Below are 25366 nucleotides of genomic sequence, written 5' to 3'. Positions count from 1 at the left end.
CGTTGCTAGGGAACTACTGGTTGACGGGGCAGAACGACGGCAGCAGATCTGCCGGGCCGCCCGCGGGGCACGGGTCGAACGCGAAGATCACGACGGTGCCGAGCACGATCTCGGCCACGACCGAGACGAGGATGGCGCCGAGCAGGATCTTGCGCGTCAGAGGCTTCGTGGCGTAGTCGTTCACGATGGTGCGCATGCCGTTGCCGCCGTGGATGAAGGCCAGCCACAGCATCAGCAGGTCCCAGACCTGCCAGAACGGGCTCGCCCACTTGCCGGCGACGAAGGCGAAGTCGATGCTCTTGATGCCATCGCCCAGAAGCAGGTTCACGATGAGGTGGCCGAAGATGAGGATGATCAGCACGACGCCCGAGGCGCGCATGTAGATCCAGCCCCACTTCTCCCAGTTCACGCCGCGCTTGCGGGGAACGGAGAACGGGGCGCGAGGGCTCTGGATCGTCGTCGACATCAGTGCCCCATCTCGCTGAAGACGTTGATCAGGTGGCGCGGGGCGAAGCCGAGCATCGCCACCACCCAGAGACCGATCACCACGTAGAACATGACGCGCTGGTACTTGGTGCCCTTGCTCCACAGATCGATCAGGATGATCCGGATGCCGTTGAAGGCGTGGAACACGATGGCGGCGACCAGCGCGGTCTCACCGAGGCCCATCAGGGGGTTCTTGTAGGTGTCGATCACCGCGTTGTACGCGCCCGGTGCGACAGCCACCATCGAACTGTCGAGCACGTGCACGAGTAGGAAGAAGAAAATCGCTACGCCCGTGATGCGGTGCAGCACCCACGACCACATGCCTTCACGGCCGCGGTAGAGAGTGCCTGCTGGCCGCCTCGGCGTCATCGTCCCTGCCGAATTCTCAGGCATGAACAACCCTCCTTGGCTTCAGTCGAGGCCGCGCCCGCCCTCGCGCGAATGGCGAGAACTCGGTCGACGACCTCTGTGAGTCTACGCCGAGAAGTGCGGAATGGCTTGTAAGGCCTACCTAAGTTGTATACAGGCCCTGGATGGCGCGGATGCCGCGTGATAACAGGGCGAGACGGCCACTGAATACCCTCCTGTATTCAGGCGTGTGAGCCGGCCGGAGTGCGCTTTGCAGGCATGGCGCGTGCGGGCCGGCGGGTGATCACCGAGCGGTAGTGGGCCATCAGCTCCTCGCACACCGAGTCCCACGAGGTTCCGATCACCGTGCGGCGCCCGGCCTCGCCCATCCGCCGTCGCAGGGCGGGATCACCCACCAGCGAGCCGACGCGCATCCGGAAGTCGTCGGCGTCGGCCGGGTCGAAGAGGTAGCCGTTCTCGCCGTGGCGCACCAGGTCGATCGGGCCGCCGGCTGCGGGGGCGATCACCGGGAGCCCGGCGGCGTGCGCCTCCTGCAGCGTCTGGCCGAAGGTCTCCTCGGTTCCGGTGTGCACGAACACGTCGAAGGCGGCGTAGGCATCGGCCAGCTCGCGGCCCGACAGGCGCCCGAGAAAGGTCGCCGGCATGCCGCGCAGCTGGTTCCGGATGCTGTCGTCGCTCGGCCCGTCGCCCACGATCGCGAGCTGCATCCCCCTCATCCCGCGCAGTGCGGCCAGGCGTTCCAGCCCTTTCTCCGGCGCGACGCGGCCGACGTAGCCCACGACCGCGTCGCGGCCGTTCTGCGACAGCAGCGCGTGCAGCGCCTGCGCCGTGGGCCGGGCGCGGTGGTTCGGGTGGTAGCGCTCGAGGTCGACGCCGCGGCCCCAGCGGGCGATCCGCTGCACGCCGGCGGTCTCGAGGTCGTGCTGCGAGGCGCTGGAGGGCACGAGCGTGAGGTCGGCGCCGTCGTGGATCCAGCGCACGAAGCGCCAGGCGAACTTCGACGCCGAACCGAGGCGGTTGCGGCGGGCGTACCCCGCGACATCCGTCTGGAAGATGGCCACCGAGGGCACACCGAGCCGGTTGGCGGCCGCAATCGCCTGCGCTCCCAACAGGAAGGGGGAGGCGGCGTGCAGCACGTCGGGCTGGAAGCGGGCCAGCAGGCGCGCGACCTGCGCGTTCGGGATCCCCACCGGGAACTGGCGGTACGCGACGGCCGGAACCTGGTAGACGGGAAACCCCCGGTAACTCGCCGGTGAACCGGCGGCGGGGGCGATCACGATGGCCTCGTGGCCGTTGTCGGCGAGGTGGTCGAGCACCTTGCAGACACTGCCCGTGACGCCATTCACGGTGGGAAGAAAACTCTCGCTGACAACGGCTACTCGCATGAGGTGCCTCCGTGTTCGTCGGCTGACCGCATCCGGCCACGCCCTCAGGCTAGGAAGGCGGGGTGGCCTGACGGTGGCCCGCAGGTGACCGGCGGATGAGCGGCGTCCGACGAGCGGATGCCCCGCGCGCGGGCTCGGCGTCTCGGGACTCAGGGTCTCGTTTTCGCGCCCGTTAGGCTGTCGCCCATGACTTCGACTTCTTCGCCGCTCGAGCGGCTCTACAACGTGATCCCCGCCGGGGGGATCGGTTCGCGGCTGTGGCCGCTGTCGCGTGCGGATGCGCCGAAGTTCCTGCACGATCTGAGCGGATCGGGCCAGAGTCTGCTGCGCGACACCTGGGACCGCCTCGCCCCGCTCGCGGGCGAGCAGCGGATCATGGTCGTGACCGGCCGTGCTCACCGCGCCGCCGTCGAGGAGCAGCTGCCCGATCTGCAGGATCACAACGTGGTTCTGGAGAGCGAGCCGCGCGACTCGACCGCCGCCATCGGGCTGGCCGCCGCCATCCTGGAGCGCCGCGAGCCCGGCGCGATCATCGGCTCGTTCGCCGCCGACCACGTCATCACCAACCCCGACCGCTTCCGCGCCGCCGTGAAGCAGGCGGTCGTGGTGGCCGACGCCGGCTACATCGCCACGATCGGAATCACCCCGACGGATGCCGCGGTGGGCTTCGGCTACATCCACACCAGCAAGCCGCTCGGCATCGAGGATGCCGCCAGCGCCCTGAAGGTCGACAACTTCGTCGAGAAGCCCGACCTGGCCACCGCCCGCCGCTACCTCAAGTCGGGCAAGTACCTCTGGAACGCGGGCATGTTCATCACCCGCGCCGACAAGCTGCTCGAGCAGCTCGGCAAGACCGAGCCCGAACTGCTGGCCGGCCTGCTCGAACTGGCGGAAGCCTGGGACACCCCCAAGCGCGGCGAGGTCGTCGACCGCGTCTGGCCGACGCTGAAGAAGATCGCGATCGACTACTCGGTCGCCGAGCCGGCCGCGGCCGCCGGCATCCTCGCCGTCATCCCGGGCGACTTCGACTGGGACGACGTGGGCGACTTCGCCTCCATCGCCAAGCTGCACAGCTCGGGACGGGGCAGCGAGCTCGCCATCCTGGGCCAGAACGCCCGCGTGCTCTCGGACTCCTCCAGCGGCATCGTGGTCTCGCAGTCCAAGCGCGTGATCAGCCTGATCGGCGTCCGCGACATCGTCGTGGTCGACACCCCCGACGCGCTCCTGGTGACCACCAGCGAGCACGCCCAGCGCGTCAAGTCGGTCGTCGACGCCCTGCGGGCCGGTGGTAGCGGCGACGTCCTCTAAACCCGAAGGCACCAGCAGCTTCAGGCAGCAACAGAGGTCGAGGCCCCGAAGTCTCAGGCCGTACTCGACGCCCCAAGGTGAGCGTGTGGCCGACGGGTGCGAGCGAAGCCCGCGCCCGTCGACCGCGCGCTCACATGTCGCGCGGCGCCGGGCAGGGACCGGCGCCGCCCGGTCACGCCGAGCGAAGCCCGGCGCGACCGGCAGCTAGCACAGCAGGACAGGTCACCCACGAACAACCGCCACCGTGACTACCCCTGTCCCTAGACTTCTCCTATGAGAAGTCGTGTCGCTGTCGCATCCGGGGTCGTCGTTGCTGCACTGGTGGTGGCGCTGAGCGGGTGCGCTGACGCGCCGCCGCGGTCTACCGGGGCTGCCAGCGACTCCGCCAGCGACTACTGCGCTCGGATGGTGACGAACTCGGGTGGGCTCGACGACCGGTCGTTCAACCAAAGCAGCTGGGAGGGGCTGCAGGCGGCCGAGAAGGAGTTCGGCATCGACGCGCAGGTGCTCGTGTCGACGGGGGAGACCGACCTGGCTCCGAACGTGGCGCAGGCCGTGCAGAGCGGATGCGGTTTCGTGCTGACGGTGGGCTACGAGCTGGCCGACGCCACCCTCGACGAGGCGGGCAAGAATCCCGACACGCACTTCGCGATCGTGGACGAGACGGTCGACGCTGCGAACGTGAAGCCGATCCTGTTCGACACCGCCCAGGCCTCCTACCTCGCGGGGTACCTCGCCGCGGGCGTCTCCAAGACCGGCAAGGTGGCCACCTTCGGCGGCGGCAACCAGCCGCCCGTCACGCTGTTCATGGACGGCTTCGTCGACGGCGTCGCGAAGTACAACGAGGCTCACGGCGCCGCCGTGCAGGTGCTCGGCTGGGACAAGGCCTCGCAGGACGGCGTGTTCACCGGCGACTTCGAAGACATCAACAAGGGCAAGACCGTGACCCAGGGCTTCATCGACCAGGGCGCGGACATCATCATGCCCGTGGCCGGCCAGGTGGGCCAGGGTGCGGCCTCCGCGGCGGCGGAGAAGGGCGGGGTGTCGATCATCTGGGTCGACAACGACGGCTACGAGACGCTGCCGGCCGAGTACCAGCCGATCGTGCTGACGAGCGTGATGAAGAACACCGGAGACGCGGTGGTGCAGATCGTCGGCGACGACATCGGGGGATCGTTCTCGCCCGATCCGTTCGTCGGCACCCTCGAGAACGGCGGCGTGGAGCTCGCGCCCTTCCACGATCTCGCCTCCTCGGTTCCGGCCGAGCTGTCGGCCGAGATCGATGCGCTGAAGGAGCAGATCGTCTCCGGCGCCGTCGTCGTGGAGTCGCCGAGCGCACCCTGATCCGTGCGGTGGCGCCGCAACCGGGCGCCCGTGGCGAAGGGGTGCGGCGGATTCCCGCGCGTTTCACCGGGGTGGCGTGGACATTTCGCGCACATTACGACGTGATCGCGTCTTTGTAACGCTTGCGCCGCTATGCCCCCTCCCCTCTTTCGCGGGGCGTCACATTCGGTAACGTGGACTCCCACACAGCCCCTGCGCACCTTGCAGGGCAGCATCTTGGAGGACATCTTGAGCATCAACCTTCGCCGGGCCAGCGTGGCCGGCTTCGCCACCCTGGGTGTGGCAGCTCTTCTGGCCGGATGCGCATCCGCGCCGTCGGACACCGCATCCACCAGCGGCGGCGACACCGCGAGCGACTTCATCCCCTGCATGGTCTCGGACTCCGGTGGATTCGATGACAAGTCGTTCAACGAGGCCGGCTTCGAGGGCCTCACCGAGGCGGCGGACAAGCTCGGCGTCGAGCCCATCACCGTCGAGTCGGCGGCCGACACCGACTTCGGCCCGAACATCGACAACCTGATCTCGCAGGACTGCAACCTGATCGTCTCGGTCGGCTTCCTGCTGGCCGACGCCACCAAGGCCGCCGCCGAGGCGAACCCCGACGTCGAGTTCTCGATCATCGACGACTCCTCGATCGAGGCCGACAACGTCAAGCCGATCGTCTTCGACACCGCCCAGGCCGCGTTCCTGGCCGGCTACGCCGCTGCCAGCTACTCCAAGACCGGCACCGTCGGCACCTTCGGCGGCATGCAGATCCCCTCGGTCACCATCTTCATGGACGGCTACGTCGACGGTGTGAACTACTACAACACCCAGAAGGGCACCAACGTCAAGGCCATCGGCTGGGACGTCGCGGGCCAGACCGGTTCGTTCACCGGAGGCTTCGCCGCCGGTGTCGAGGCCAAGACCGCGGCCCAGGGTCTGATCGACCAGGGCGCCGACGTCATCCTCCCCGTCGGTGGACCGATCTTCCTCTCCGCCGGTGAGGCCATCAAGGACTCCGGCAAGGAGATCGCCCTGATCGGCGTCGACTCGGACAACTACGAGACCGCTCCCGACCTGTCCAGCCTCTTCCTGACCTCGGTCATGAAGGGCGTCAAGGCCGGTGTGGTCGACGTGGTCGACACCGCCGCCGCGGGCAACTTCGACGCGACCCCGTTCGTCGGAACGCTCGAGAACGAGGGCGTGGGCATCGCCCCGTTCCACGACTTCGAGTCGAAGGTCTCGCCCGACCTGCAGGGTGAGCTGGACAAGATCCAGGCCGGCATCATCGACGGCTCGATCGAGGTCGAGTCGCCCAGCACCCCGTAACACCTCGCGTTCCACGGAACGCGGATCGGTCGGGGGGACCAGCGCTGCTGGTTCCCCCGACCTCTTTCACTTAATGGACGTATCCAGCCCTGCCGGACGTACCGGCAGCATGACGGGGAGTAGGTAGATTGACTCTATGAAGCTCGAACTCCGGGGCATCACGAAACGATTCGGTGCCCTCACCGCGAACGACCACATCGACCTGACGGTCGAGCCGGGCGAGATCCACTGCCTTCTGGGCGAGAACGGCGCCGGCAAGTCCACCCTGATGAACGTGCTGTACGGCCTCTACCAGGCCGATGAGGGCGAGATCGTGCTCGACGACGCTGTCCAGCACTTCGCCGGCCCAGGCGACGCCATGAACGCGGGAATCGGGATGGTGCACCAGCACTTCATGCTGATCCCGGTGTTCACCGTCGCCGAGAACGTGATGCTGGGCCACGAGCAGACCGGGTTCGCCGGCCGCCTCGACCTGGGCGCCGCGCGCAAGCGGGTGCGCGAGATCAGCGAGCAGTTCGGCTTCGACGTCGATCCGGATGCGCTCGTCGAAGATCTGCCCGTGGGTGTTCAGCAGCGGGTCGAGATCATCAAGGCCCTGTCGCGCGATGCGAAGGTGCTCGTGTTCGACGAGCCGACCGCGGTGCTGACGCCGCAGGAGACCGACGAGCTGATGGGCATCATGCGCCAGCTCAAAGCGAGCGGCACGTCGATCGTGTTCATCACGCACAAACTGCGGGAGGTGCGCGAGGTCGCCGACCGCATCACCGTCATCCGCCTCGGTAAGGTCGTGGGCGAGGCTTCACCCACCGCGACCAACGCGGAGCTGGCCTCGCTGATGGTGGGGCGCGCGGTCGAGCTGACCGTGCAGAAGGAGCCGGCTCGCCCGGGGGCGGCCGCTCTGGTGGTGTCGAACCTCTCGGTGATCGATCCGCGCGGCCAGGTCGTCGTCGACGACGTGTCGTTCGACGTGAAGGCGGGCGAGATCGTCGCGATCGCGGGCGTTCAGGGCAACGGCCAGACGGAGCTCACCGAAGCGCTCCTCGGGCTGCAGGAGCGGGTCACCGGCGAGGTGACCCTCGACGGCCACTCGTTACGGGGGATGTCGGTGCGGAAGGTGCTGGATGCCGGGGTCGGCTTCGTGCCCGAAGACCGCAAGGAGGACGGCCTGGTGGGCGAGTTCACCATCGCCGAGAACCTGATGCTCGACCGTTCCGACGGCGAGCCGTTCGTCAAGCGCGGTTCGCTGCAGCTCACCCACCTGAACACCTTCGCCGAGGAGAAGTCGAAGGAGTTCGACGTGCGCTCGCAGGGCATCCAGACCCAGGTCGGGCGCCTGTCGGGCGGTAACCAGCAGAAAGTTGTGCTCGCGCGCGAGCTGAGCCGCACGCTGCGGTTGTTCGTGGCGGCGCAGCCGACCCGCGGTATCGACGTGGGCTCGATCGAGTTCGTGCACAAGCGCATCGTCGCCACGCGCGACGAGGGCGTGCCGGTGATCGTGGTGTCGACCGAGCTCGACGAGGTCGTCGCGCTCGCCGACCGGATCGCCGTGATGTATCGGGGAACGATCGTCGGCATCGTGCCGGGCAACACGCCCCGCGACGTGCTCGGACTCATGATGGCCGGGGAGGTGCCGCCGCCGGCCGTGCTGCCTGCGGATCCGGCCGCCCCCGCCGACACGGAAGGAATCATCGCGTGAGCGACACCACGATCACACCGGCCGCCCCGGGGGCGTCCGGATCACCGGCGCCGTCCGCCGCACCGGCGGTGGAGCCGCCGTCGCGGTGGCGGCAGACGTTCAACGAGATCATCGGCGGCTCGGTGATGATCTCGATCCTCGCCGTGGTGCTCGCGATGATCGTCGGCGGCATCCTGATCGCCGTGACCGACGAGAACGTGCAGAAGGCCTCGGTGTACTTCTTCGCCCGGCCCGGCGACACCTTCGCCGAGATCTGGAAGGCCGTCTCCGGCGCCTACGTCTCGCTGTTCCAGGGGGCGATCTTCAACCCCAAGCGCGACGACTTCATCCAGCAGATCAAGCCGATCACCGAGACGCTCACCTTCGCTACTCCGCTGATCACCGCGGGCCTGGGTGTGGGACTGGCGTTCCGGGTGGGCATGTTCAACATCGGTGGCCGCGGCCAGATGCTGATCGCCGCGGCCTGCGCCGGCTGGGTGGCGTTCACCTTCCACCTCCCGCCCGGTCTGCACATGGTCGTCGCCGTGCTCGCGGGCCTGATCGGCGGCGGTATCTGGGGCGGTCTGGCGGGTCTGCTGAAGGCCCGTACCGGCGCGCACGAGGTGATCGTCACGATCATGCTCAACTACGTGGCGTTCTACCTGATCTCCTACCTGCTGCGCACGCCCATCCTGCAGGCGCCGGGGTCGAACAACCCGAAGTCGCCGCCGCTGGACGCCTCGGCCGTGTTCCCGCAGATCCTGGGGCCGCAGTTCAACCTGAACTTCGGGTTCATCCTGGTGATCGCCGCGACGTTCTTCGTGTGGTGGCTGCTGAACCGCTCCGCCCTGGGCTTCAAGTTCCGCGCGGTGGGCATCAACCCCAACGCGGCCCGGGTCGCCGGCATCAACGTGAAGAACATGTACGTCTACGCCATGGTCATCTCCGGCGCCCTGGTGGGCCTCGCGGGTGTCTCGCAGGTGCTCGGCCCGCTGTCGTCGGGCTTCAGCTCGGGGCTGGATGCGGGAATCGGGTTCGATGCGATCACCGTGGCGCTGCTCGGCCGGTCCAAGCCGTGGGGAATCTTCGTCGCCGGCATCCTGTTCGGCGCGTTCAAGGCCGGCGGATTCGCGATGCAGGCCTCGCAGGGCATCCCGATCGACATCGTGCTCGTCGTGCAGTCGCTGATCGTGCTGTTCATCGCGGCACCGCCGCTGATCCGCACCGTGTTCCGGCTGCCGGATCCGTCGAAACCCAAGAAGCCCAAGGCGCGCAAAACGCCCATCGCGCCGACGCAGGAAGCGGTGATCGCGAAATGAGCGAGTCCGTCCCCACCCGAAGCAACCTCGCCCCCGGTGGCGGTGTGCCGCCCACCGAGCACAACCACCCCGACTCCGCTCCCTCGGCTCCGGCCGTGGTGCTGGTGAAGAGCTGGAAGGCGCCGATCGCGTTCGGCATCTTCGCGCTGGTGTCGATCATCCTGTTCGTGGTGTTCGGCCGCGACGGCGATTCGACGTTCCGGCTGTCGACCGACGTCGACCTGATCCAGCTGCCCGCCGTGGTGCTGCCGACGCGCCCCACTGGCGTCGTCGTGGCGGTCCTGCTCGTGCTGCTGGCCGTGTACTCGGCCTGGCTCGTGGCCTCGTCGCGCAAGGTGCGGCTGTGGGTGATGGCCGTGTTCGCGGTGATCTTCCTGATCGGCTTCCTGACCTGGGCCTCGGCCGGTCAGACGATTCCGATCCCGGGCCTGCTGATCGGCACGGTCTCGCTGTCGGTGCCGCTGATCTTCGGTGCTCTGGGAGGCGTGATCTCGGAGCGGGTCGGCGTGGTCAACGTCGCGATCGAGGGGCAGCTGCTCGCCGGCGCCTTCGTCTCCGCGGTCGTCGCCTCCGTCACGGGCAATCCCTATGTGGGACTGGTCGGCGCCGTCATCGCCGGCACCCTGGTGTCGTTCGTGCTCGCCGCGTTCTCGATCAAGTACCTCGTCGACCAGGTCATCGTCGGTGTGGTGCTGAACGTGCTCGTCACCGGGCTGACCTCGTTCCTGTACTCGCAGGTGCTGACCGCCGACCCCACGCTGCTGAACTCGCCGCCGCGGTTCCAGGCGGTGCCGATCCCGCTGCTCTCGGAGATCCCGATCATCGGGCCCACGCTGTTCCGGCAGACGCTGATCGTGTACCTGATGTACATCGCGGTGGCCGTGGTGTTCTTCGCCCTGTTCAAGACCAAGTGGGGTCTGCGCGTGCGGGCCGTGGGCGAGCATCCGCAAGCCGCCGACACCGTGGGCATCAAAGTGAACCTGACCCGGTTCTGGAACGTGTCGCTCGCGGGTGCGATCGCCGGTCTCGGTGGGGCGTACTTCACGCTCGGCTCGGTGGGATCGTTCCAGAAGGAGATGACGGCCGGTGCGGGTTATATCGCCCTGGCTGCGGTGATCTTCGGGCGGTGGGACCCGATCCGGGCCACGCTCGCCGCGCTGCTGTTCGGGTTCGCCACGAACATGCAGTACGTGCTGGGTGTGATCGGGTCGCCGGTGCCGTCGGAGTTCCTGCTGATGCTGCCGTACGTCGTGACCATCTTCGCCGTCGCCGGACTCGTCGGGCGGGTGAGGGGCCCCGCGGCCGCCGGTAAACCGTATGTCAGTGCCTAGGAGGTCTTGATGAGTTCTTCTGACATCGATTGGGACGCCCTGCGCGCCACCGCCCTCGAGGCGATGGAGAAGGCCTATGTGCCGTACTCCAAGTTCCCCGTGGGCGTGGCCGCGATCGTCGACGACGGGCGGGTGATCTCGGGCTGCAACGTCGAGAACGCCTCCTACGGGCTGACGCTGTGCGCCGAGTGCGCGCTGGTGTCGTCGCTGCACATGACCGGGGGTGGCAAGCTCGTGGCCTTCACCTGCGTCGACGGTCACGGCAACGCGCTGATGCCGTGCGGGCGCTGCCGGCAGCTGCTCTTCGAGCACTCCGCCGAGGGGATGCTGCTGGAGACGGTGTCGGGCATCAAGACGATCGACGAGGTGATCCCGGATGCCTTCGGCCCCCGCACCCTCGTGGAGTACAAGGCGTCGTCGAACGCCGAATAGCCCGATCACCGGATACACAGTTAGGAACCACCCGCATGGCCACCGAGAACTTCGACGTCATCGACCTCATCCGCACCAAGCGCGACAAGGGCACGCTGACGACTCCGCAGATCGACTGGCTGATCGACGCGTACACGCGCGGGTACGTGGCCGACGAGCAGATGTCGGCGCTGGCGATGGCGATCGTGCTGAACGGGATGGCGCGGCAGGAGATCCGCGATCTGACGCTGGCGATGATCGCCTCGGGCGAACGGATGGATTTCTCGGGGCTCGGCAAGCCGACCGTCGACAAGCACTCCACCGGCGGGGTGGGCGACAAGATCACCCTGCCGTTGATGCCGCTGGTGGCGTCGTTCGGTGTGGCCGTGCCGCAGCTCTCGGGTCGCGGACTCGGGCACACGGGCGGCACGCTCGACAAGCTGGAGTCGATCCCGGGCTGGCGCGCGTCGCTGTCGAACGAGGAGATGTTCGAGCAGCTGCGCACCGTGGGCGGGGTGATCTGCGCGGCCGGATCGGGCCTCGCGCCGGCCGACAAGAAGCTTTACGCCCTGCGCGACATCACCGGCACGGTGGAGGCCATCCCGCTGATCGCCTCGTCGATCATGTCGAAGAAGATCGCCGAGGGCACCGATTCGCTGGTGCTCGACGTGAAATTCGGCTCGGGCGCCTTCATGCAGGACATCGATCTCTCACGCGAGCTCGCTCAGACCATGGTCGACCTCGGCAACGACGCCGGCGTGCAGACGACCGCGCTGCTGACGAACATGAACGTGCCTCTGGGACTCGCGATCGGCAACGCCAACGAGGTGCGGGAGTCGGTGGAGGTGCTCGCCGGCGGTGGGCCGGCGGATGTCGTCGAACTGACGATCGCGCTCGCCCAGGAGATGCTGCGGCTGGCCGGCCAACCCGACGCCGATGTGGCGGAGGCGCTGAAAGACGGACGCGCGATGGACAGCTGGAACCGCGTCATCCGGGCCCAGGGCGGCGACCCGGAGGCTGCGCTGCCGGTGGCGCGCGAGACGCATACGGTGCTCGCCCCCTCGTCGGGCGTGCTGCTGCGTCAGGACGCACTCGCCTTCGGCATCGCGGCCTGGCGCCTCGGCGCCGGCCGGGCCCGTGCGACCGACGCCGTGCAGCACGCGGCGGGCATCGACCTGCTTGCGAAGCCCGGCGACACCGTGGTGGAAGGCCAGCCCCTGTTCACCCTGTCGGGCGACGAGCCCGCGCGCTTCGAGCGCGCGCTCGAGTCGCTCGAGGGCGCCTACGCCATCGGCGTTGCCGCCGACTACGTCGCCCAGGCCCCCCTGGTGGCCGAACGCATCTCCTGACCCGCGAAGGGTGGCAGGAAGTGGGGGGAGCGTGACCGGAATGCGGTGGAGGGGTCGCGCAGCGCGTCTCTAGGGTTGAGGCATGAGCATCGTTCCCGACACCAAGAACTGGACGTGGGTGCTCGAGCGCGAGTGCCCGGAGTGCGGCTTCGACTCCTCGACCACGCCGGCCTCCGCGGTGCCCGGGATGCTGCGGGAGAACGCCGCCGCGTGGCCGGCCGTGCTCGGGCGAGCGGATGTGGCCGTGCGGCCCGATCCGTCGACCTGGTCGGCCCTGGAGTACGGGGCGCACGTGCGAGACGTGTTCCGGATCTTCCGGGTGCGCTTCGGGCTGATGCTGGAGCAGGACGACCCGGCCTTCCCCAACTGGGACCAGGACGAGACCGCGCTCGTCGAGCGCTACAACGAACAGGATCCGGCGACGGTCTCCGCCGAGCTCACCGAGGCGGCCGAGGTGCTCGCCAGAGCCCTCGAGCAGGTGCCGGCCGACGCCTGGGAGCGACGCGGGTTCCGCGGTGACGGCTCGGCCTTCACGGTCGACACGCTCGCGCGGTACTTCATCCACGACCCGGTGCATCACCTGCACGACGTGCGGGGCTGATCGGCCGCTCCCGCTCCCGCTCGCGTGTTCGTGCGGCCGAGCCGTGCACCGCGGTCCGAATGCGTGCAGTCATTCGGCCCGCCGTGGGCGGCTCGGCCGCAGGGCGGTGAGTTCAGGTCAGTGCAGCGGCGGGTCTTCGGGGTCGCCGATGCGCTCCAGGGCATCGACGATCAGGGACCAGAAACGCTCGTGGTCGAGCTCCATGGCGACCTTGGTGGTGCAGTCGGCCGGGGCGGGGGAGCGGAAGTCGGCCACGGTCATGCCGAGCGTGAGCGTGCCGGAGAGCTCGACGTCGAGCGGCACGGAACGCACCGTCATCACGGCGGGGTCGATGACCAGTGCCACGGCGCACGGGTCGTGAACGGGAGGATGCTCGAACCCCTGGGCCTCGAGGTAGGTGGAGGCGAAGAAGTCGAGCAGCTCGACCACGAACCGCGAAGGCCCGGTGCCGATCGAGCGGATCCGCTCGACGACCTCGGGCGTGGCGAGCGCCTGATGCGTGAGGTCGAGCCCCACCATGGTGAGCGGCCAGGACTCGTTGAACACGATGTGAGCGGCCTCGGGGTCGATGATGATGTTGAACTCGCTCGTGGCGCTCCAGTTGCCCACGTTGTAGCCGCCACCCATCAGCACGACCTCTTTGACGCGCGGCACGATCCGCGGCTCTTTGCGGGCGGCGAGGGCGATGTTGGTGAGCCCACCGGTCGGAACCAGGGTGACCGTGCCCGGCTCGTGGGCCATGATCGTGTCGATGATGAGGTCGACGGCGTGCCGGCCGTCGAGTTCGAGCGTGGGCTCCGGCAGCGCGGGCCCGTCGAGCCCCGACTCGCCGTGGATGTCGGGCGCCACCTCGACGGTGCGCACCAGCGGCCGGGCACAGCCGGCAGCGAACGGGATGCCGGTGATGCCGGCGACCCTGGCCACCGCGAGGGCGTTGCGGGTGACCTTCTCGAGCGTCTGGTTGCCGACGACCGTGGTGACGGCCAGCAGCTCGATCTCGGGGTTGCCGTGCGCGAGCAGGATCGCGATCGCGTCGTCGTGCCCGGGATCGCAGTCGAGGATGATCTTCTGAGGCACGCCGCTCCCGTCGTTCTCCGGGTGGTTCTGCCCGGTTCGGAAAGCATATATGAAAACGACGTTCACCTGTGCAATACTTCCGGCATGGACCAGCTCACCGATCGCACCGATCTCGCCGCTCGAGGCGCCGCCCGCGTCGAATGGATCCGATCGCGGATGCCGTTGCTGGCGGCTGCGCGCTCCGAATTCGCTCGCACGCTCCCGTTCGCCGGGCACCGCATCGGCATGTCGCTGCACCTCGAGCCGAAGACGGCGGTGCTGCTGGAGACGCTGGCCGCCGGTGGCGCCGAGGTGGTGGGCACGGGCAACCACGGTTCCACCCAAGACGATGTGGTCGCCTACCTGGGCACGCTGGGCATGACGCTGTTCGGCACGCGCGACGACACCCTCGAGCAGCACCACGAGAACGTGGGGCGTGTACTCGACGCGAAGCCCGACATGCTGCTCGACAACGGGGGAGACCTCGCCGCCGGCCTGATCGCCCGGGGCGACTCGGCGTCGGTGATCGGCGGCACCGAGGAGACCACCTCGGGCGGAGACCGGTTGCGCGGCGAGCTGGCGGGCACGGTCGGCTTTCCGATGATCGTGATCAACGACAGCCTGCTGAAGGCGATCGGCGAGAACAAGCACGCCGTGGGCCAGTCGGTGGTCGAGAGCTTCATGCGCATCACCAACCTGATGGTGCCCGGCCGACGGTTCGTCGTCTTCGGCTACGGCTGGTGCGGCCGCGGGGTGGCGCACTACCTGCGGGCGCTCGGCGGCAAGGTCGCGGTCGTCGAGGTCGACGAGCTGAAGGCCTTCGAGGCCGCCCTCGACGGGTTCCGCGTCTCGGCCGAAGGGGCGCTCGCCTTCGCCGAGTGGGGCGACGTGTTCATCACCGCCACGGGCCATCCGGGTGTGCTTCCGGTCGAAGCGATCGAGCGGATGCGTGACGGCGCCGTGCTCGCGAACTGCGGACACTTCCCGTGGGAGATCGACGTCGCCGGTCTCCGGGCCGCGTCGGTCGCCCGGCGCGAGATCGTCGAGGCGATCGAACGGATCGAGCTGCCGAACGGCAGGCACGTCATCCTGCTGGCCGGCGGCCGGATGTTCAACCTCGCCGGGCGCGAGCCCAAGGGCAACTCCCTCGAGTCGATGGACCTCGGATTCCTGTTGCAGACGCTCTCCCTCGAGCGCGTGGCCACCGCTGCGGCGAGTCTCGTGGCGGGGGCGCAGCCCGTGCCCGACGACATCGACCGCACGATCGCCCGCCGGATGCTCGCCGCGCTGAACGCGGCCGAGTAGCGCGGCACGACAGGAGTAGGCGATGGCGTCCGCGACCCCGAGCGAGAAGAGCACCCCGACCGACAAGACCGCCCCCAGCGAGAAGGCCGGCCCTGATTACGCGGTGCCCGCCTTGGACAAGGCGCTCGACATCCTCGAGCTGCTCGCCGATGAGAGCGGTGGCCTGACGCAGCTGGAGATCGCGCAGGCGATCGACCGCTCGCCCAGCCAGATCTTCCGGGTGCTGACCACGCTCGAGCGGCGCGGTTACCTGTTCCGGGAGAAGCAGTCGGGACTTTACCGGCTTTCCTTGCGGCTGTTCGACCTGGCGCACCGGCAGGAGCCGCTGCGTTCGCTCACCGCGGCGGCCCTTCCTGTGATGCGGCGCCTGGCCGACGACATCCGGCAGTCGTGCAACGTGTCGGTGCTCGATGCCGAGCGCGTGCGCGTGATCGCCCAGGTGGAGAGCCCGGGTGACTTCGGTTTCCAGGTGCGGGTGGGGGCCCTGTTCCCCGTGGCGGAGACGGCAACCGGGATGGTGCTCGACTCGTATCGGCGGCGACCCCCCGACCTTCACCGTTCGCCGATCGAGGAGATGCTGCAGCAGATCCTGCGCGACGGCTACCTCGAGCGATCGGATGCGCGCCAGCCGGGCATCACCGACGTGGTCTTCCCCATCCTCCGGGGCGACGGCTCGGCGGTCGCAGCTCTCACGGTGCCCTATGTGGCGACCAGCTTCAGTGCCACCACGCCCGAGGTGGTCGTGCAGCGTGCGGGTGCCGCAGCGGGAGAGATCGCCCGCTCGCTGGCGCTCGCCGCGGACGCCTAGCGATGCTCGAGGCGGTTCGCCGCTCCCGGGAACTGCTCATGTCAGCGGGCATAATGGTACCGCGGACGCCGATGTGAACGTGCGCACGGCAGAGAGCGCGAGTAGCAGGCCATGACTGAAGCGGCACCGGAGGGCAGGCGGGGACGCGCGCCCAGCATCCGTGACGTCGCGCGCGAGGCCGGGGTGTCGCACCAGACGGTCTCCCGGGTGCTGAACGACCACCCGAGCATCCGCGACGAGACGCGGTCGCGCGTTCTCAGCGTGATGACGCGCCTGAACTACCGGCCGAACCGGGCGGCGCGCGCGCTGGTGACCAGCCGGTCGCGCACCATCGGGGTGCTCACCTCCTCGCGCAGCGAGTACGGCCCGGCCTCGAGCATCAAGGCCATCGAGGAGGCGGCGCTGCTCGAGGACTACCTGGTGATCACGGCGAACGTGGTGGGCGACGACGAGGAGTCGATCGCTCGCGCGATCACGCACCTGCTCGACCAGGCCGTGGAGGGGATGGTGGTGATCGCGCCCCAGGTGCGCGTCTTCGACGCGCTCGCGGCCATGGACCTCGACCTGCCCTTCGTAACCCTGCAATCGACCGGGCGGTTGAACGACCACTCCCTCTCGGTCGACCAGATGATGGGTGCCCGACTGGCCACCCGGCACCTCATCGATCTCGGCCACCGGGGCATCTACCACCTCACCGGGCCGCAGGACTGGATCGAGGCCGAGGCGCGGATGGAGGGGTTCCTGCTGGAGATGGGCGACCGGGACGTTCCGACCACCGCTCCGATCCTCGGCGACTGGACGGCCGAGTTCGGCTACTACGCCGGGCGGGAGCTATTGCGCGTGCGCGACTTCACCGCCATCTTCTCCTCGAACGATCAGATGGCGCTGGGCCTCATCCACGCCATCCGCGATGCCGGTCTCGACGTTCCGGGAGACATCAGCGTCGTGGGGTTCGACGACATCCCCGAGGCCGCGCACTTCTGGCCGCCGCTCACGACGGTGCGACAGGATTTCGCCGAGCTCGGCCGCCGCGCCGTCTCCCTGTTAGTGGGCACCGCCGCCGCGGAGACCGCTGCGGGCTCGGAGGGGGAGGGTTCCCACCCCGGATTGCGATCGGTGACCCCCGAGCTCATCGTGCGCGGCTCGACCGCCCGGCCGGCGCTCTGACAGCGCCCGACCCCTCGGTTACCGAAACGAGACAATTGCGGCTTGACACGATCGGCCGGTCCGGGACTACCATTACCCCAATGTGACCGTTCACATTCGAGCGATTGTGAACGGTCACACTGACAAAGGAGTCATGCGTGGTAGAGGTCAAGGGCGGTTTCGGCCCCGAGGTCGAGGTGGGCATCGCCCGTCTGCGCGCCGAGGTCGCCGGACTGCACACCGAGCTCACCCAGCATGAGCTGGCCGTCTGGACCGAGGGAAGCGTCTCGGGCCGGGTCAGCGGAGCCGACCTGTTCGTGATCAAGCCCGCCGGCATCGCGTTCGCGGAGCTCGCTCCCGAGAACATGATCCTCTGCACCCTCGACGGCGAGGTGGTGGACAGCACCCCCGGAGCCGGCCGCGAGCCCGCCGCCGACACCGCGGCGCACGCTCACGTGTACCGCGCGTTTCCTGCGGTGGGCGGCATCGCCCACACGCATTCCCCCTACGCCACCGCCTGGGCGGTGCAGGGCGAGCCCATCCCCTGCGTCACGACGAGCATGGCCGCCGAGTTCGGCGGCGAGATCCCCCTCGGCCCCCTCGTCCGCGTCGACGGCCGAAGCGGTGCCGAGGCCGGCGACGCGATCGGGCGAGTCCTCGTCGAGTCCCTCCGACGGCACGCCGGCACGGCTGTGCTGATGAAGAATCACGGACCGTACACCACGGGTCCGGATGCACGAGCGGCAGTGAAGTCCGCCGTTCTGCTCGAACACGCCGCCCGGGTCGCGCACCTGGCCCGGCAGCTGGGAGAGCTGACAACGAAGTCCCTCACCATTGGAAAGGAAACACAGTGAAGATCAAGACACTGCTCGCGGGAGTCGCCGCCGGCACCCTGCTGGTCGGCCTCGCCGCCTGCTCGAGCGGAGGCAGCGCCGGCAGCACCGACGGTGCCGCCGGATCCGGAGACGGCGGCCTCATCGGCGTCGCGATGCCCACGAAGTCGTCCGAACGCTGGATCCAGGACGGCGACGCCGTCAAGTCCCAGCTCGAAGACGCCGGATACACGGTCGATCTGCAGTACGCGGAGGACGACATCCCCACCCAGGTGTCCCAGATCGAGAACATGATCACGAAGGGCGCGAAGGCCCTCATCATCGCCTCGATCGACGGAACCACGCTCACCAGCGTGCTCCAGGAGGCAGCGGACAACGACATCCCCGTCATCGCCTACGACCGCCTGATCCGCGACACCGAGAACGTGGACTACTACGCCTCGTTCGACAACTACAAGGTGGGCGTGCAGCAGGCCGACTCGGTTCTGAACGGCCTCGGCCTCGTCGACCTCGACGGAAAGGCCATCACCGGCGCGCCGGCAGGCCCGTTCAACATCGAGCTGTTCGCCGGTTCGCCCGACGACAACAACGCCACGTTCTTCTGGAACGGCGCGATGGACACCCTGCAGCCCTACATCGACAAGGGCGTGCTGGTGGTCAAGAGCGACCAGACCGCTTTCGAGCAGGCGGCCACGCTGCGCTGGGACGGCGAGACCGCACAGAAGCGCATGGAGAACATCCTCACGTCGACCTACTCGGACGGCTCGAAGGTGAACGCCATCCTGTCGCCCTACGACGGCATCTCCCGCGGCATCATCTCGGCACTCACCGACGCCGGCTACACCGTCGGCGCCGGATGGCCGGTCATCTCCGGTCAGGATGCCGAGCTCGACTCGGTGAAGGCCATCGTGGCGGGCGAGCAGTACGCCACCATCTTCAAGGACACCCGCAACCTCGCGAAGGTGGCCGTCGACATGGCATCGGCCCTGCTGGAGGGCAACGAGCCGGAGACCAACAACACCACCGACTACGACAACGGCGTGAAGGTGGTTCCGGCCTACCTGCTCGAGTCGCAGATCGTGGTGAAGGACAACATCAACGACGTCCTGGTCACCTCGGGCTACTACACCGAAGCCGAGATCAACGGCTAGCCACCCCGAACACCCTGCCACCCCGGTCGTGCCCGTGCGCGACCGGGGTGGCCCCTCGCTCCCGGGGGAGACCCGGGGGCCACCCGAACCGTGCGACCGCGAGAAAGCAGGAATCCGCCATGACGGATGAGACCGAGGCGAGAACCGACATCCTCCGGATGCGGGGGATCACGAAGACGTTCCCCGGCGTCAAGGCCCTCCAGAACGTGACCGTCGACGTGCGCCGTGGCGAGGTGCACGCCATCTGCGGCGAGAACGGCGCCGGCAAGTCGACGCTGATGAAGGTGCTGTCGGGCGTGTACCCGTTCGGCACCTACGACGGCGACATCGTGTTCGAGAACGAGGTCGTGGAGTTCCGCGACATCCGCGACTCGGAGGCGAAGGGGATCGTGATCATCCACCAGGAGCTGGCGCTCAGCCCGTATCTCTCGATCGCCGAGAACATCTTCCTGAACAACGAGCTGAAGGGCCCGTTCGGGCTGATCGACTGGAACAAGACCAACCACGAGGCGGCGAAGCTGCTCGCGCGGGTGGGCCTGCGGGAGAACCCCACGACGAAGATCACCGAGCTCGGCGTGGGCAAGCAGCAACTCGTGGAGATCGCCAAGGCGCTCTCCAAGCGGGTGAAGCTGCTCATCCTGGACGAACCGACGGCCGCGCTGAACGACGACGACTCGGATCACCTGCTGAACCTCATCCAGCACCTCAAGGAGCAGGGCATCACCTCGATCATCATCAGCCACAAGCTGAACGAGATCAAGAAGGTGTCCGACTCCGTGACGATCATCCGCGACGGCAAGACGATCGAGACGATCGCCAAGACCGAGGTGACCGAGGAGCGGATCATCAAGGACATGGTGGGCCGCGACCTGGAGCACCGCTATCCCGACCACACCCCGCACATCGGCGAGGAGGTGCTGCGCGTGGAGGACTGGACGGCACATCATCCGCAGGACCCGTCCCGGGTGATGGTGGATGCGGTCAATCTGACCGTGCGCCGCGGCGAGATCGTGGGCATCGCGGGATTGATGGGTGCCGGTCGCACCGAGTTCGCCATGAGCCTGTTCGGCCGCAGCTACGGGTCGAAGATCTCCGGCCGCGTCTACATCGACGGCAAGGAGGTGAAGACCCGCACGGTCTCCGAGGCGATCGATGCCGGGCTCGCGTACGCCACCGAGGATCGCAAGACCTATGGCCTCAACCTCATCGACGACATCAAGCGCAACATCTCGATGGCCGCCCTCGACAAGCTGGCCTCGCTCGGGCTCGTCGACGACGGCCGGGAATTCGCGGTCGCCAACGAATACCGCAAGAGCATGAACATCAAGGCGCCCAGTGTGCTGGCGAGGACCGGGAAGCTCTCCGGCGGCAACCAGCAGAAGGTCGTGCTCTCGAAGTGGATCTACGCCGACCCGGAGGTGCTGATCCTCGACGAGCCGACGCGCGGGATCGACGTCGGCGCCAAGTACGAGATCTACAGCATCATCAACAAACTCGCCGCGGCCGGCAAGGGGATCATCGTGATCTCCTCGGAGCTGCCCGAACTCCTCGGCATCTGCGACCGCATCTACGCGCTGTCCGAGGGCCGCATCACCGGTGAGGTGCCGATCGCCGAGGCGAGCCCCGAATCGCTGCTCAAACTCATGACCATGGAAAAGCCCCGCTAGCGCGAGCGCTGGCGGAGAGGAGACAACGACATGTCCGACCTGGAGACCAAGCCCTCCGATTCGACCGCTGCGGGTGCGCAGGTCAATCCGGTGGAGAACAGGTTCACCGAACGACTCAGCCACATCCTGAGCGACCTGGGACGGAACGGCATCTTCATCGCGCTGATCGCGGTGGTGGTGCTGTTCAGCATCCTGACCAACGGAATCCTGCTGAGACCGCAGAACATCTCGAATCTGATCGTGCAGAACGGCTACATCCTCGTGCTGGCCATCGGCATGGTGATGGTGATCATCGCCGGGCACATCGACCTGTCGGTGGGCTCGGTGGCCGCCTTCGTCGGCGCGATCTCGGGCGTGTTCGCGGTGCAGTGGGGGCTGCCGTGGTGGCTCTCGATCATCCTGTCCCTGCTGGTGGGCGCGCTCGTGGGCGTCTGGCAGGGATTCTGGATCGCCTTCGTGGGGATACCGGCCTTCATCGTGACCCTGGCCGGCATGCTCATCTTCCGCGGCCTCGCGCTGGTGGTTCTCGGCAACGCGAACATCGGATCGTTCCCGGCGGAGTACCGCGCGCTCGGCAACGGATTCCTCACCAATGTGTTCGGTGAGTTCCCGATCGATCCGCTCACCATCGGGATCGCGGCGATCGCCGCCGTGGCGCTGATCGTGCAGCAGTTTCGCACCCGCCGTGCCCGGCAGAGCTACGGCCAGGAGGTGGAGCCCTTCGTCTGGTTCCTGATCAAGCTGGCTCTGGTGGTCGTGGCCATCGCGCTGTTCGCCCTCGCCCTGGCCACCTACAAGGGCATCCCGGTCACCCTGATCGTGCTCGCCGTGCTCGTGCTCATCTACGGCGTGGTGATGAACCGCTCCACCTTCGGCCGGCACATCTACGCCATCGGCGGCAACCTGCACGCGGCGGAGCTCTCCGGCATCAAGACCCGGAACGTGACGTTCTGGCTGTTCGTGAACATGGGGGTGCTGGCGGCGCTCGCCGGCCTCATCTTCACCGCCCGGCTCAACCTGGCCGGCCCCAAGGCCGGAGACGGCTTCGAACTCGAGGCGATCTCGGCGGCCTTCATCGGCGGCGCCGCCGTGCAGGGCGGTGTCGGCACCATCGGCGGTGCGATCATCGGTGGCCTGATCATCGGCGTGCTCAACAACGGCATGTCGATCATGGGCATCGGCATCGAGTGGCAGCAGGCCGTGAAGGGCCTCGTGCTGCTGCTGGCCGTGGCGTTCGACGTGTACAACAAGCGGCGTTCCGGCGGGCGATGAGCGTCACGGCCGGCACGGCCGCCCCGGCCGCCATCCGGCTTCCGCTTCCGGTCGGCGGCGACCTGGTCGCGCGGCCCGGGGCCGTTCTCGCCGTGTGCGGAGAGAACGGCTCCGGCCTGGACACCGTGCGGCGGGAGATCGCGGAACGCATCCTGCGCGGTGATCGCCGGGCGGCGCCGCTGGCCCTGATCGGCCGGCGTCGCGCGCTCGCGGCACGCCTGGACGTGGCCGAGAACATCTTCCTCGGGCACGAACTCACCCGTCGCAAGGGCTTCTTCGGCGGCGGGATCGACCGGCGGCGCACGCGCGAGTCGGCTGCGGCGCTGCTCACCTCGCTGGGGTGCGCCGTTCCGCTTCACGCGCCGGCCGGATCACTCGACGAGGACGATCGCCTGCTCGTGGAGATCGCCCGGGCGATCGCCCGGGGTGCGGAGCTGATCGCGTTCGAGGAGCCGACGGCGCGGCTGGACGCCGGGCAGGCGAGCGGGATCCTGCGGCAGCTGCGCGCCCTGGCATCGCGCGGATGCGCGGTGGTGATCTTCACCCAGAAGCCCGCCCTGGCCATCGGCTGCGCCGACGAGATCGCGGTGCTGCGCGACGGGGCCCTGGCCGGCCGGTACACAGTGGCCACCGAGGCGGCCGGCGACGACGGCACCGAGGTGCTCCGGCAGACGGTTCTGCGGCAGATGGCCGGGCCGGGGGAGCGGATCGGGCGTGCCGGCGACGGCGCCGTGTCCGGGCATCCGGCGGTCTCCTCCGATCCGCACGACGGCCGGCCCGAGCTGCTGCGCGTCTCGGACTGGAGTGCGGCCGATCCGCTGGAGCCCGAGCGCCATCTGGTCGAGAATGCCGGATTCGTGCTGCGCGAAGGCGAGGTGCTCGGTCTCGCCGGGCTGGACGACTCGGGTGCCGACGCCCTGCTGCTCAGTGTGTACGGGCGATCCGAAGGCGTGGCGGCCACCGGCAGCGTGGCCGTGCGCGGGGTGGAGGTCGACACCTCCACCGTCGAGAAGGCCATCGCGGCGGGTCTCTTCCTGGCCACCAGCGGGTCGTCCCGCTATCGCGTGCGCTTCGTCGGCGGAATCGCCGTGCCGGTGACCGCCTCGACCCTGCCCTCGCTGGTCTCCCTCGGCCTGATCGATCGCGACAGCGACACGGCGGCGGGCGACGGCGTCGCCGATCGGATGCTCGGTGCCGTCCGCGGTCTCAGCCGGGGCGGGGCGGCCCACGAGCAGATGCGCGGCTACGTCGCGGCCTTCACCGAGTCCGAGCGTCAGGTGCTGCTGCTCGGCGACCCGGGACGCGGGCTCGACGCGGCCCGACGTGCGGAGATCCACGCCGGGATACGGGCGATCGCGGCCGCCGGCAAGGGGGTGGTGATCGCCTCCTCCGATCTCGGCGAACTGCTCGACGTGTGCGATCGCATCGTGACCATGGTCGACGGCCGGGTCACCGGTGAGGTGCGCGACGGCGATCCCGCGGACGTGATGCGGCTGATCGCTCCCGGATGACCGCCGGCCGCGAGATCCCTAGCGCTCGCGGGGGCGCCAGAGCCTAGGCTGGAGCCATGACCGCTGCACCAGAGGAATACCTCGTCCCCGGAACCGCCATCAGCTTCAACTCGCTGCCGAAGATCTCGCTGCACGACCACCTCGACGGTGGGCTGCGCGCCTCGACGATCATCGAGCTCGCCGACGCCATCGACCTCACGATCCCCTCCACCGATGACGAGGAGCTGGCCGACTGGTTCGAGGACAGCGCCGATTCCGGGTCGCTGCCGAGCTACCTCGCCACCTTCGACGTCACCATCGGCGTGATGCAGACCCGCGAGGGCCTCACCCGGGTGGCACGCGAGTTCGTGAACGACCTCACGGCCGACGGCGTGATCTACGGCGAGGTGCGCTGGGCGCCCGAGCAGCACCTCACGCGCGGTCTCAGCCTCGACGAGGTCGTGGAGGCCGTGCAGGAGGGCATCGAACTCGGAACCGACGACGCCCGGGGCGCCGGCCACAGCATCCGGGTGGGCCAGCTGGTCACGGCCATGCGGCATGCCGACCGGGGTCTCGAGATCGCCGAGCTGGCCGTGCGCCATCGCGACCGCGGCGTGGTCGGCTTCGACATCGCCGGCGCCGAGCTCGGCTTCCCGGCCTCGAACCATCTCGCGGCGTTCGACTACCTCGCCCAGAACTACTTCCCGGTCACCGTGCACGCCGGCGAGGCCGACGGTCTCGACAGCATCCGCGGCGCCCTGTTCCACGGGCGCGCACTGCGGCTGGGCCACGGCGTGCGCATCGCCGAAGACATCGAGGTGGAGCGGCAGGACGACGACAACACCTACGTGTCGCTCGGTCTTCTCTCGCAGTGGGTCAAAGACCGCGAGATCGCGCTCGAGCTCTCGCCCTCGTCGAACCTGCAGACCGGCGCCATCGCGGCGTGGGGCGACGAGCTCGTCGACCACCCCTTCGACCTGCTCTACCAGCTCGGCTTCCAGGTGACCGTCAACACCGACAACCGGCTGATGAGCAACACCTCGCTCAGCCGCGAGCTCGCCCTGCTGACGGATGCCTTCGCCTACGACCTCGCCGACATCGAGGTCTTCCAGCTGAACGCGGCCGCGGCGGCCTTCCTGCCGGTCGAAGACCGCGAAGACCTGGCGGACGCGATCTCCGAGGGCTTCGAAGAGGCCTGAGTCCCCCGCCGGCGTGAGCGTGCCGCACGCTCGCCGGTGTTTTCGACGCGCGACCCGGCTACGCCTGCTTCGCGGCGGCGTAGTCGGGCAGCTCCTGCAGGGCCCAGTGATTGCCGTCGGGGTCGTCGAAGAACACGAACAGCCCCCAGCCCTCGTCGGTGATCTCTGAGCACTCCACCCCGTTCGCGATCAGGTGCGCCCGCGCCTCCTCGGCGCTCGGCACCACGACCTGCACGCCCTTCTGCGATCCCGGAGGCATGTCGCTGATGCCGCGGCCGAAGGCGATCGAGCACGCCGACCCGGGCGGCGTGCACTGCACGAACCGGATCTCGTCGGTGGGGGAGGAGTCGTGATCGGCGTTGAAGCCGAGCTGATCGACGTAGAACGACTTGGCGCGGTCGACGTCGGTGACGGGGATGAAGACGAGTTCGATCTTCCAGTCCATGATGGGTCCTCTCGCAATTTCGGGACGGCGACGGCCGGCGGCCTGTCGCTCGATGCGAGTCACGCTACGCAGCATTCAGGTCACTTCCTGTCCTGAAGGCGAGCG

At 68.5% G+C, this 25366-nt stretch carries 23 protein-coding genes; 18 read left to right on the top strand and 5 right to left on the bottom strand.

Going from position 1 to position 25366, the window contains the following annotated elements:
* Positions 1–13: 13 nt before the first annotated feature.
* The 3 genes from Q0D75_RS00290 to Q0D75_RS00280 form a co-directional block, all read right to left on the bottom strand.
* On the bottom strand, positions 14–466 hold the full coding sequence (locus tag Q0D75_RS00290) for a succinate dehydrogenase hydrophobic membrane anchor subunit (protein ID WP_291047997.1): 453 nt from the start codon (positions 464–466) through the stop codon (positions 14–16).
* Complete coding sequence (sdhC, locus tag Q0D75_RS00285) at positions 466–879, bottom strand: succinate dehydrogenase, cytochrome b556 subunit (protein WP_291047995.1); 414 nt, start codon at positions 877–879, stop codon at positions 466–468. Before sdhC ends, Q0D75_RS00290 begins: the two co-directional genes overlap by 1 nt.
* A 197-nt stretch (positions 880–1076) precedes the next feature.
* Positions 1077–2240: a glycosyltransferase family 1 protein gene (locus tag Q0D75_RS00280; RefSeq protein WP_291047992.1), complete on the bottom strand. Its 1164-nt coding sequence runs from the start codon at positions 2238–2240 to the stop codon at positions 1077–1079.
* Between the two features lie 186 nt (positions 2241–2426).
* Here Q0D75_RS00280 and Q0D75_RS00275 point away from each other — a divergent pair, with 186 nt between their 5' ends.
* The 9 genes from Q0D75_RS00275 (at position 2427) to Q0D75_RS00235 (ending at position 12889) form a co-directional block, all read left to right on the top strand.
* Complete coding sequence (locus Q0D75_RS00275; protein ID WP_291047990.1) at positions 2427–3548, top strand: mannose-1-phosphate guanylyltransferase; 1122 nt, start codon at positions 2427–2429, stop codon at positions 3546–3548.
* 273 nt (positions 3549–3821) lie between these two features.
* Positions 3822–4892 carry a BMP family ABC transporter substrate-binding protein gene (locus Q0D75_RS00270; protein ID WP_291047987.1) on the top strand — a complete coding sequence of 357 codons (1071 nt, stop codon included), beginning with the start codon at positions 3822–3824 and terminating at the stop codon, positions 4890–4892.
* Between the two features lie 228 nt (positions 4893–5120).
* The gene (locus tag Q0D75_RS00265; protein ID WP_291047985.1) at positions 5121–6203 is read left to right on the top strand and encodes a BMP family ABC transporter substrate-binding protein; all 1083 of its coding nucleotides are present in this window, start codon (positions 5121–5123) and stop codon (positions 6201–6203) included.
* 136 nt (positions 6204–6339) lie between these two features.
* Entirely contained in the window at positions 6340–7899 is a 1560-nt protein-coding gene (locus Q0D75_RS00260; protein ID WP_291047983.1) for an ABC transporter ATP-binding protein, read from the top strand.
* On the top strand, positions 7896–9197 hold the full coding sequence (locus Q0D75_RS00255; RefSeq protein ID WP_291047981.1) for an ABC transporter permease: 1302 nt from the start codon (positions 7896–7898) through the stop codon (positions 9195–9197). The genes Q0D75_RS00260 and Q0D75_RS00255 overlap by 4 nt, the downstream gene beginning before the upstream one ends.
* Complete coding sequence (locus tag Q0D75_RS00250; protein ID WP_291047979.1) at positions 9194–10528, top strand: ABC transporter permease; 1335 nt, start codon at positions 9194–9196, stop codon at positions 10526–10528. Before Q0D75_RS00255 ends, Q0D75_RS00250 begins: the two co-directional genes overlap by 4 nt.
* A gap of 9 nt (positions 10529–10537) precedes the next feature.
* The gene (locus tag Q0D75_RS00245) at positions 10538–10960 is read left to right on the top strand and encodes a cytidine deaminase (RefSeq protein WP_291047977.1); all 423 of its coding nucleotides are present in this window, start codon (positions 10538–10540) and stop codon (positions 10958–10960) included.
* A 35-nt stretch (positions 10961–10995) separates the two neighbouring features.
* Positions 10996–12288, top strand: a complete 1293-nt coding sequence (locus Q0D75_RS00240) for a thymidine phosphorylase (protein WP_291047975.1) — start codon at positions 10996–10998, stop codon at positions 12286–12288.
* 82 nt (positions 12289–12370) lie between these two features.
* Positions 12371–12889 (top strand): DinB family protein, encoded by a 519-nt coding sequence (locus tag Q0D75_RS00235; protein ID WP_291047973.1) that lies wholly within the window; start codon positions 12371–12373, stop codon positions 12887–12889.
* Between the two features lie 117 nt (positions 12890–13006).
* Here Q0D75_RS00235 and Q0D75_RS00230 read toward each other — a convergent pair whose 3' ends face one another.
* Complete coding sequence (locus Q0D75_RS00230; RefSeq protein WP_291047971.1) at positions 13007–13966, bottom strand: nucleoside hydrolase; 960 nt, start codon at positions 13964–13966, stop codon at positions 13007–13009.
* Between the two features lie 84 nt (positions 13967–14050).
* Here Q0D75_RS00230 and Q0D75_RS00225 point away from each other — a divergent pair, with 84 nt between their 5' ends.
* From Q0D75_RS00225 to Q0D75_RS00185, 9 genes are all read left to right on the top strand, one after another.
* Positions 14051–15250: an adenosylhomocysteinase gene (locus Q0D75_RS00225; protein WP_291047969.1), complete on the top strand. Its 1200-nt coding sequence runs from the start codon at positions 14051–14053 to the stop codon at positions 15248–15250.
* A 22-nt stretch (positions 15251–15272) separates the two neighbouring features.
* Positions 15273–16058 carry a helix-turn-helix domain-containing protein gene (locus Q0D75_RS00220; protein ID WP_291047967.1) on the top strand — a complete coding sequence of 262 codons (786 nt, stop codon included), beginning with the start codon at positions 15273–15275 and terminating at the stop codon, positions 16056–16058.
* 111 nt (positions 16059–16169) lie between these two features.
* Positions 16170–17225, top strand: a complete 1056-nt coding sequence (locus tag Q0D75_RS00215; RefSeq protein WP_291047965.1) for a LacI family DNA-binding transcriptional regulator — start codon at positions 16170–16172, stop codon at positions 17223–17225.
* 137 nt (positions 17226–17362) lie between these two features.
* On the top strand, positions 17363–18058 hold the full coding sequence (locus Q0D75_RS00210; RefSeq protein WP_291047963.1) for a class II aldolase/adducin family protein: 696 nt from the start codon (positions 17363–17365) through the stop codon (positions 18056–18058).
* Positions 18055–19188, top strand: a complete 1134-nt coding sequence (gene chvE, locus Q0D75_RS00205; RefSeq protein WP_291047961.1) for a multiple monosaccharide ABC transporter substrate-binding protein — start codon at positions 18055–18057, stop codon at positions 19186–19188. Before Q0D75_RS00210 ends, chvE begins: the two co-directional genes overlap by 4 nt.
* A gap of 119 nt (positions 19189–19307) precedes the next feature.
* Positions 19308–20855, top strand: coding sequence for a multiple monosaccharide ABC transporter ATP-binding protein (gene mmsA / locus Q0D75_RS00200; protein WP_291047959.1), 1548 nt, complete (start codon positions 19308–19310; stop codon positions 20853–20855).
* Between the two features lie 30 nt (positions 20856–20885).
* Positions 20886–22127 carry a multiple monosaccharide ABC transporter permease gene (gene mmsB / locus Q0D75_RS00195; protein WP_291047956.1) on the top strand — a complete coding sequence of 414 codons (1242 nt, stop codon included), beginning with the start codon at positions 20886–20888 and terminating at the stop codon, positions 22125–22127.
* The gene (locus Q0D75_RS00190) at positions 22124–23638 is read left to right on the top strand and encodes a hypothetical protein (RefSeq protein ID WP_291047953.1); all 1515 of its coding nucleotides are present in this window, start codon (positions 22124–22126) and stop codon (positions 23636–23638) included. Before mmsB ends, Q0D75_RS00190 begins: the two co-directional genes overlap by 4 nt.
* Positions 23639–23694: 56 nt before the next feature.
* On the top strand, positions 23695–24816 hold the full coding sequence (locus Q0D75_RS00185; protein WP_291047949.1) for an adenosine deaminase: 1122 nt from the start codon (positions 23695–23697) through the stop codon (positions 24814–24816).
* A gap of 58 nt (positions 24817–24874) precedes the next feature.
* Here Q0D75_RS00185 and Q0D75_RS00180 read toward each other — a convergent pair whose 3' ends face one another.
* Entirely contained in the window at positions 24875–25261 is a 387-nt protein-coding gene (locus tag Q0D75_RS00180) for a VOC family protein (protein ID WP_291047948.1), read from the bottom strand.
* Positions 25262–25366: the final 105 nt, after the last annotated feature.

This window comes from Herbiconiux sp. (assembly GCF_023264855.1).
In the GTDB taxonomy this organism is placed as follows: Bacteria; Actinomycetota; Actinomycetes; order Actinomycetales; family Microbacteriaceae; genus Herbiconiux.
The sequence above is the reverse complement of the archived record's forward strand: the minus strand, read 5'-3'. Positions and strand labels throughout refer to the sequence as shown.

Excerpts from the sequence above, each read along its gene's own strand:
- Q0D75_RS00215 (WP_291047965.1), top strand. The coding sequence starts at position 16,170 with ATGACTGAAGCGGCACCGGAGGGCAGGCGGGGACGCGCGCCCAGCATC.
- Q0D75_RS00275 (WP_291047990.1), top strand. The coding sequence starts at position 2,427 with ATGACTTCGACTTCTTCGCCGCTCGAGCGGCTCTACAACGTGATCCCC.
- Q0D75_RS00180 (WP_291047948.1), bottom strand. The coding sequence starts at position 25,261 with ATGGACTGGAAGATCGAACTCGTCTTCATCCCCGTCACCGACGTCGAC.
- Q0D75_RS00190 (WP_291047953.1), top strand. The coding sequence starts at position 22,124 with ATGAGCGTCACGGCCGGCACGGCCGCCCCGGCCGCCATCCGGCTTCCG.
- Q0D75_RS00240 (WP_291047975.1), top strand. The coding sequence starts at position 10,996 with ATGGCCACCGAGAACTTCGACGTCATCGACCTCATCCGCACCAAGCGC.
- Q0D75_RS00225 (WP_291047969.1), top strand. The coding sequence starts at position 14,051 with ATGGACCAGCTCACCGATCGCACCGATCTCGCCGCTCGAGGCGCCGCC.
- sdhC (WP_291047995.1), bottom strand. The coding sequence starts at position 879 with ATGCCTGAGAATTCGGCAGGGACGATGACGCCGAGGCGGCCAGCAGGC.
- Q0D75_RS00270 (WP_291047987.1), top strand. The coding sequence starts at position 3,822 with ATGAGAAGTCGTGTCGCTGTCGCATCCGGGGTCGTCGTTGCTGCACTG.
- Q0D75_RS00235 (WP_291047973.1), top strand. The coding sequence starts at position 12,371 with ATGAGCATCGTTCCCGACACCAAGAACTGGACGTGGGTGCTCGAGCGC.
- Q0D75_RS00245 (WP_291047977.1), top strand. The coding sequence starts at position 10,538 with ATGAGTTCTTCTGACATCGATTGGGACGCCCTGCGCGCCACCGCCCTC.
- mmsB (WP_291047956.1), top strand. The coding sequence starts at position 20,886 with ATGTCCGACCTGGAGACCAAGCCCTCCGATTCGACCGCTGCGGGTGCG.
- mmsA (WP_291047959.1), top strand. The coding sequence starts at position 19,308 with ATGACGGATGAGACCGAGGCGAGAACCGACATCCTCCGGATGCGGGGG.
- Q0D75_RS00185 (WP_291047949.1), top strand. The coding sequence starts at position 23,695 with ATGACCGCTGCACCAGAGGAATACCTCGTCCCCGGAACCGCCATCAGC.
- Q0D75_RS00280 (WP_291047992.1), bottom strand. The coding sequence starts at position 2,240 with ATGCGAGTAGCCGTTGTCAGCGAGAGTTTTCTTCCCACCGTGAATGGC.
- Q0D75_RS00220 (WP_291047967.1), top strand. The coding sequence starts at position 15,273 with ATGGCGTCCGCGACCCCGAGCGAGAAGAGCACCCCGACCGACAAGACC.
- Q0D75_RS00290 (WP_291047997.1), bottom strand. The coding sequence starts at position 466 with ATGTCGACGACGATCCAGAGCCCTCGCGCCCCGTTCTCCGTTCCCCGC.
- Q0D75_RS00260 (WP_291047983.1), top strand. The coding sequence starts at position 6,340 with ATGAAGCTCGAACTCCGGGGCATCACGAAACGATTCGGTGCCCTCACC.
- Q0D75_RS00250 (WP_291047979.1), top strand. The coding sequence starts at position 9,194 with ATGAGCGAGTCCGTCCCCACCCGAAGCAACCTCGCCCCCGGTGGCGGT.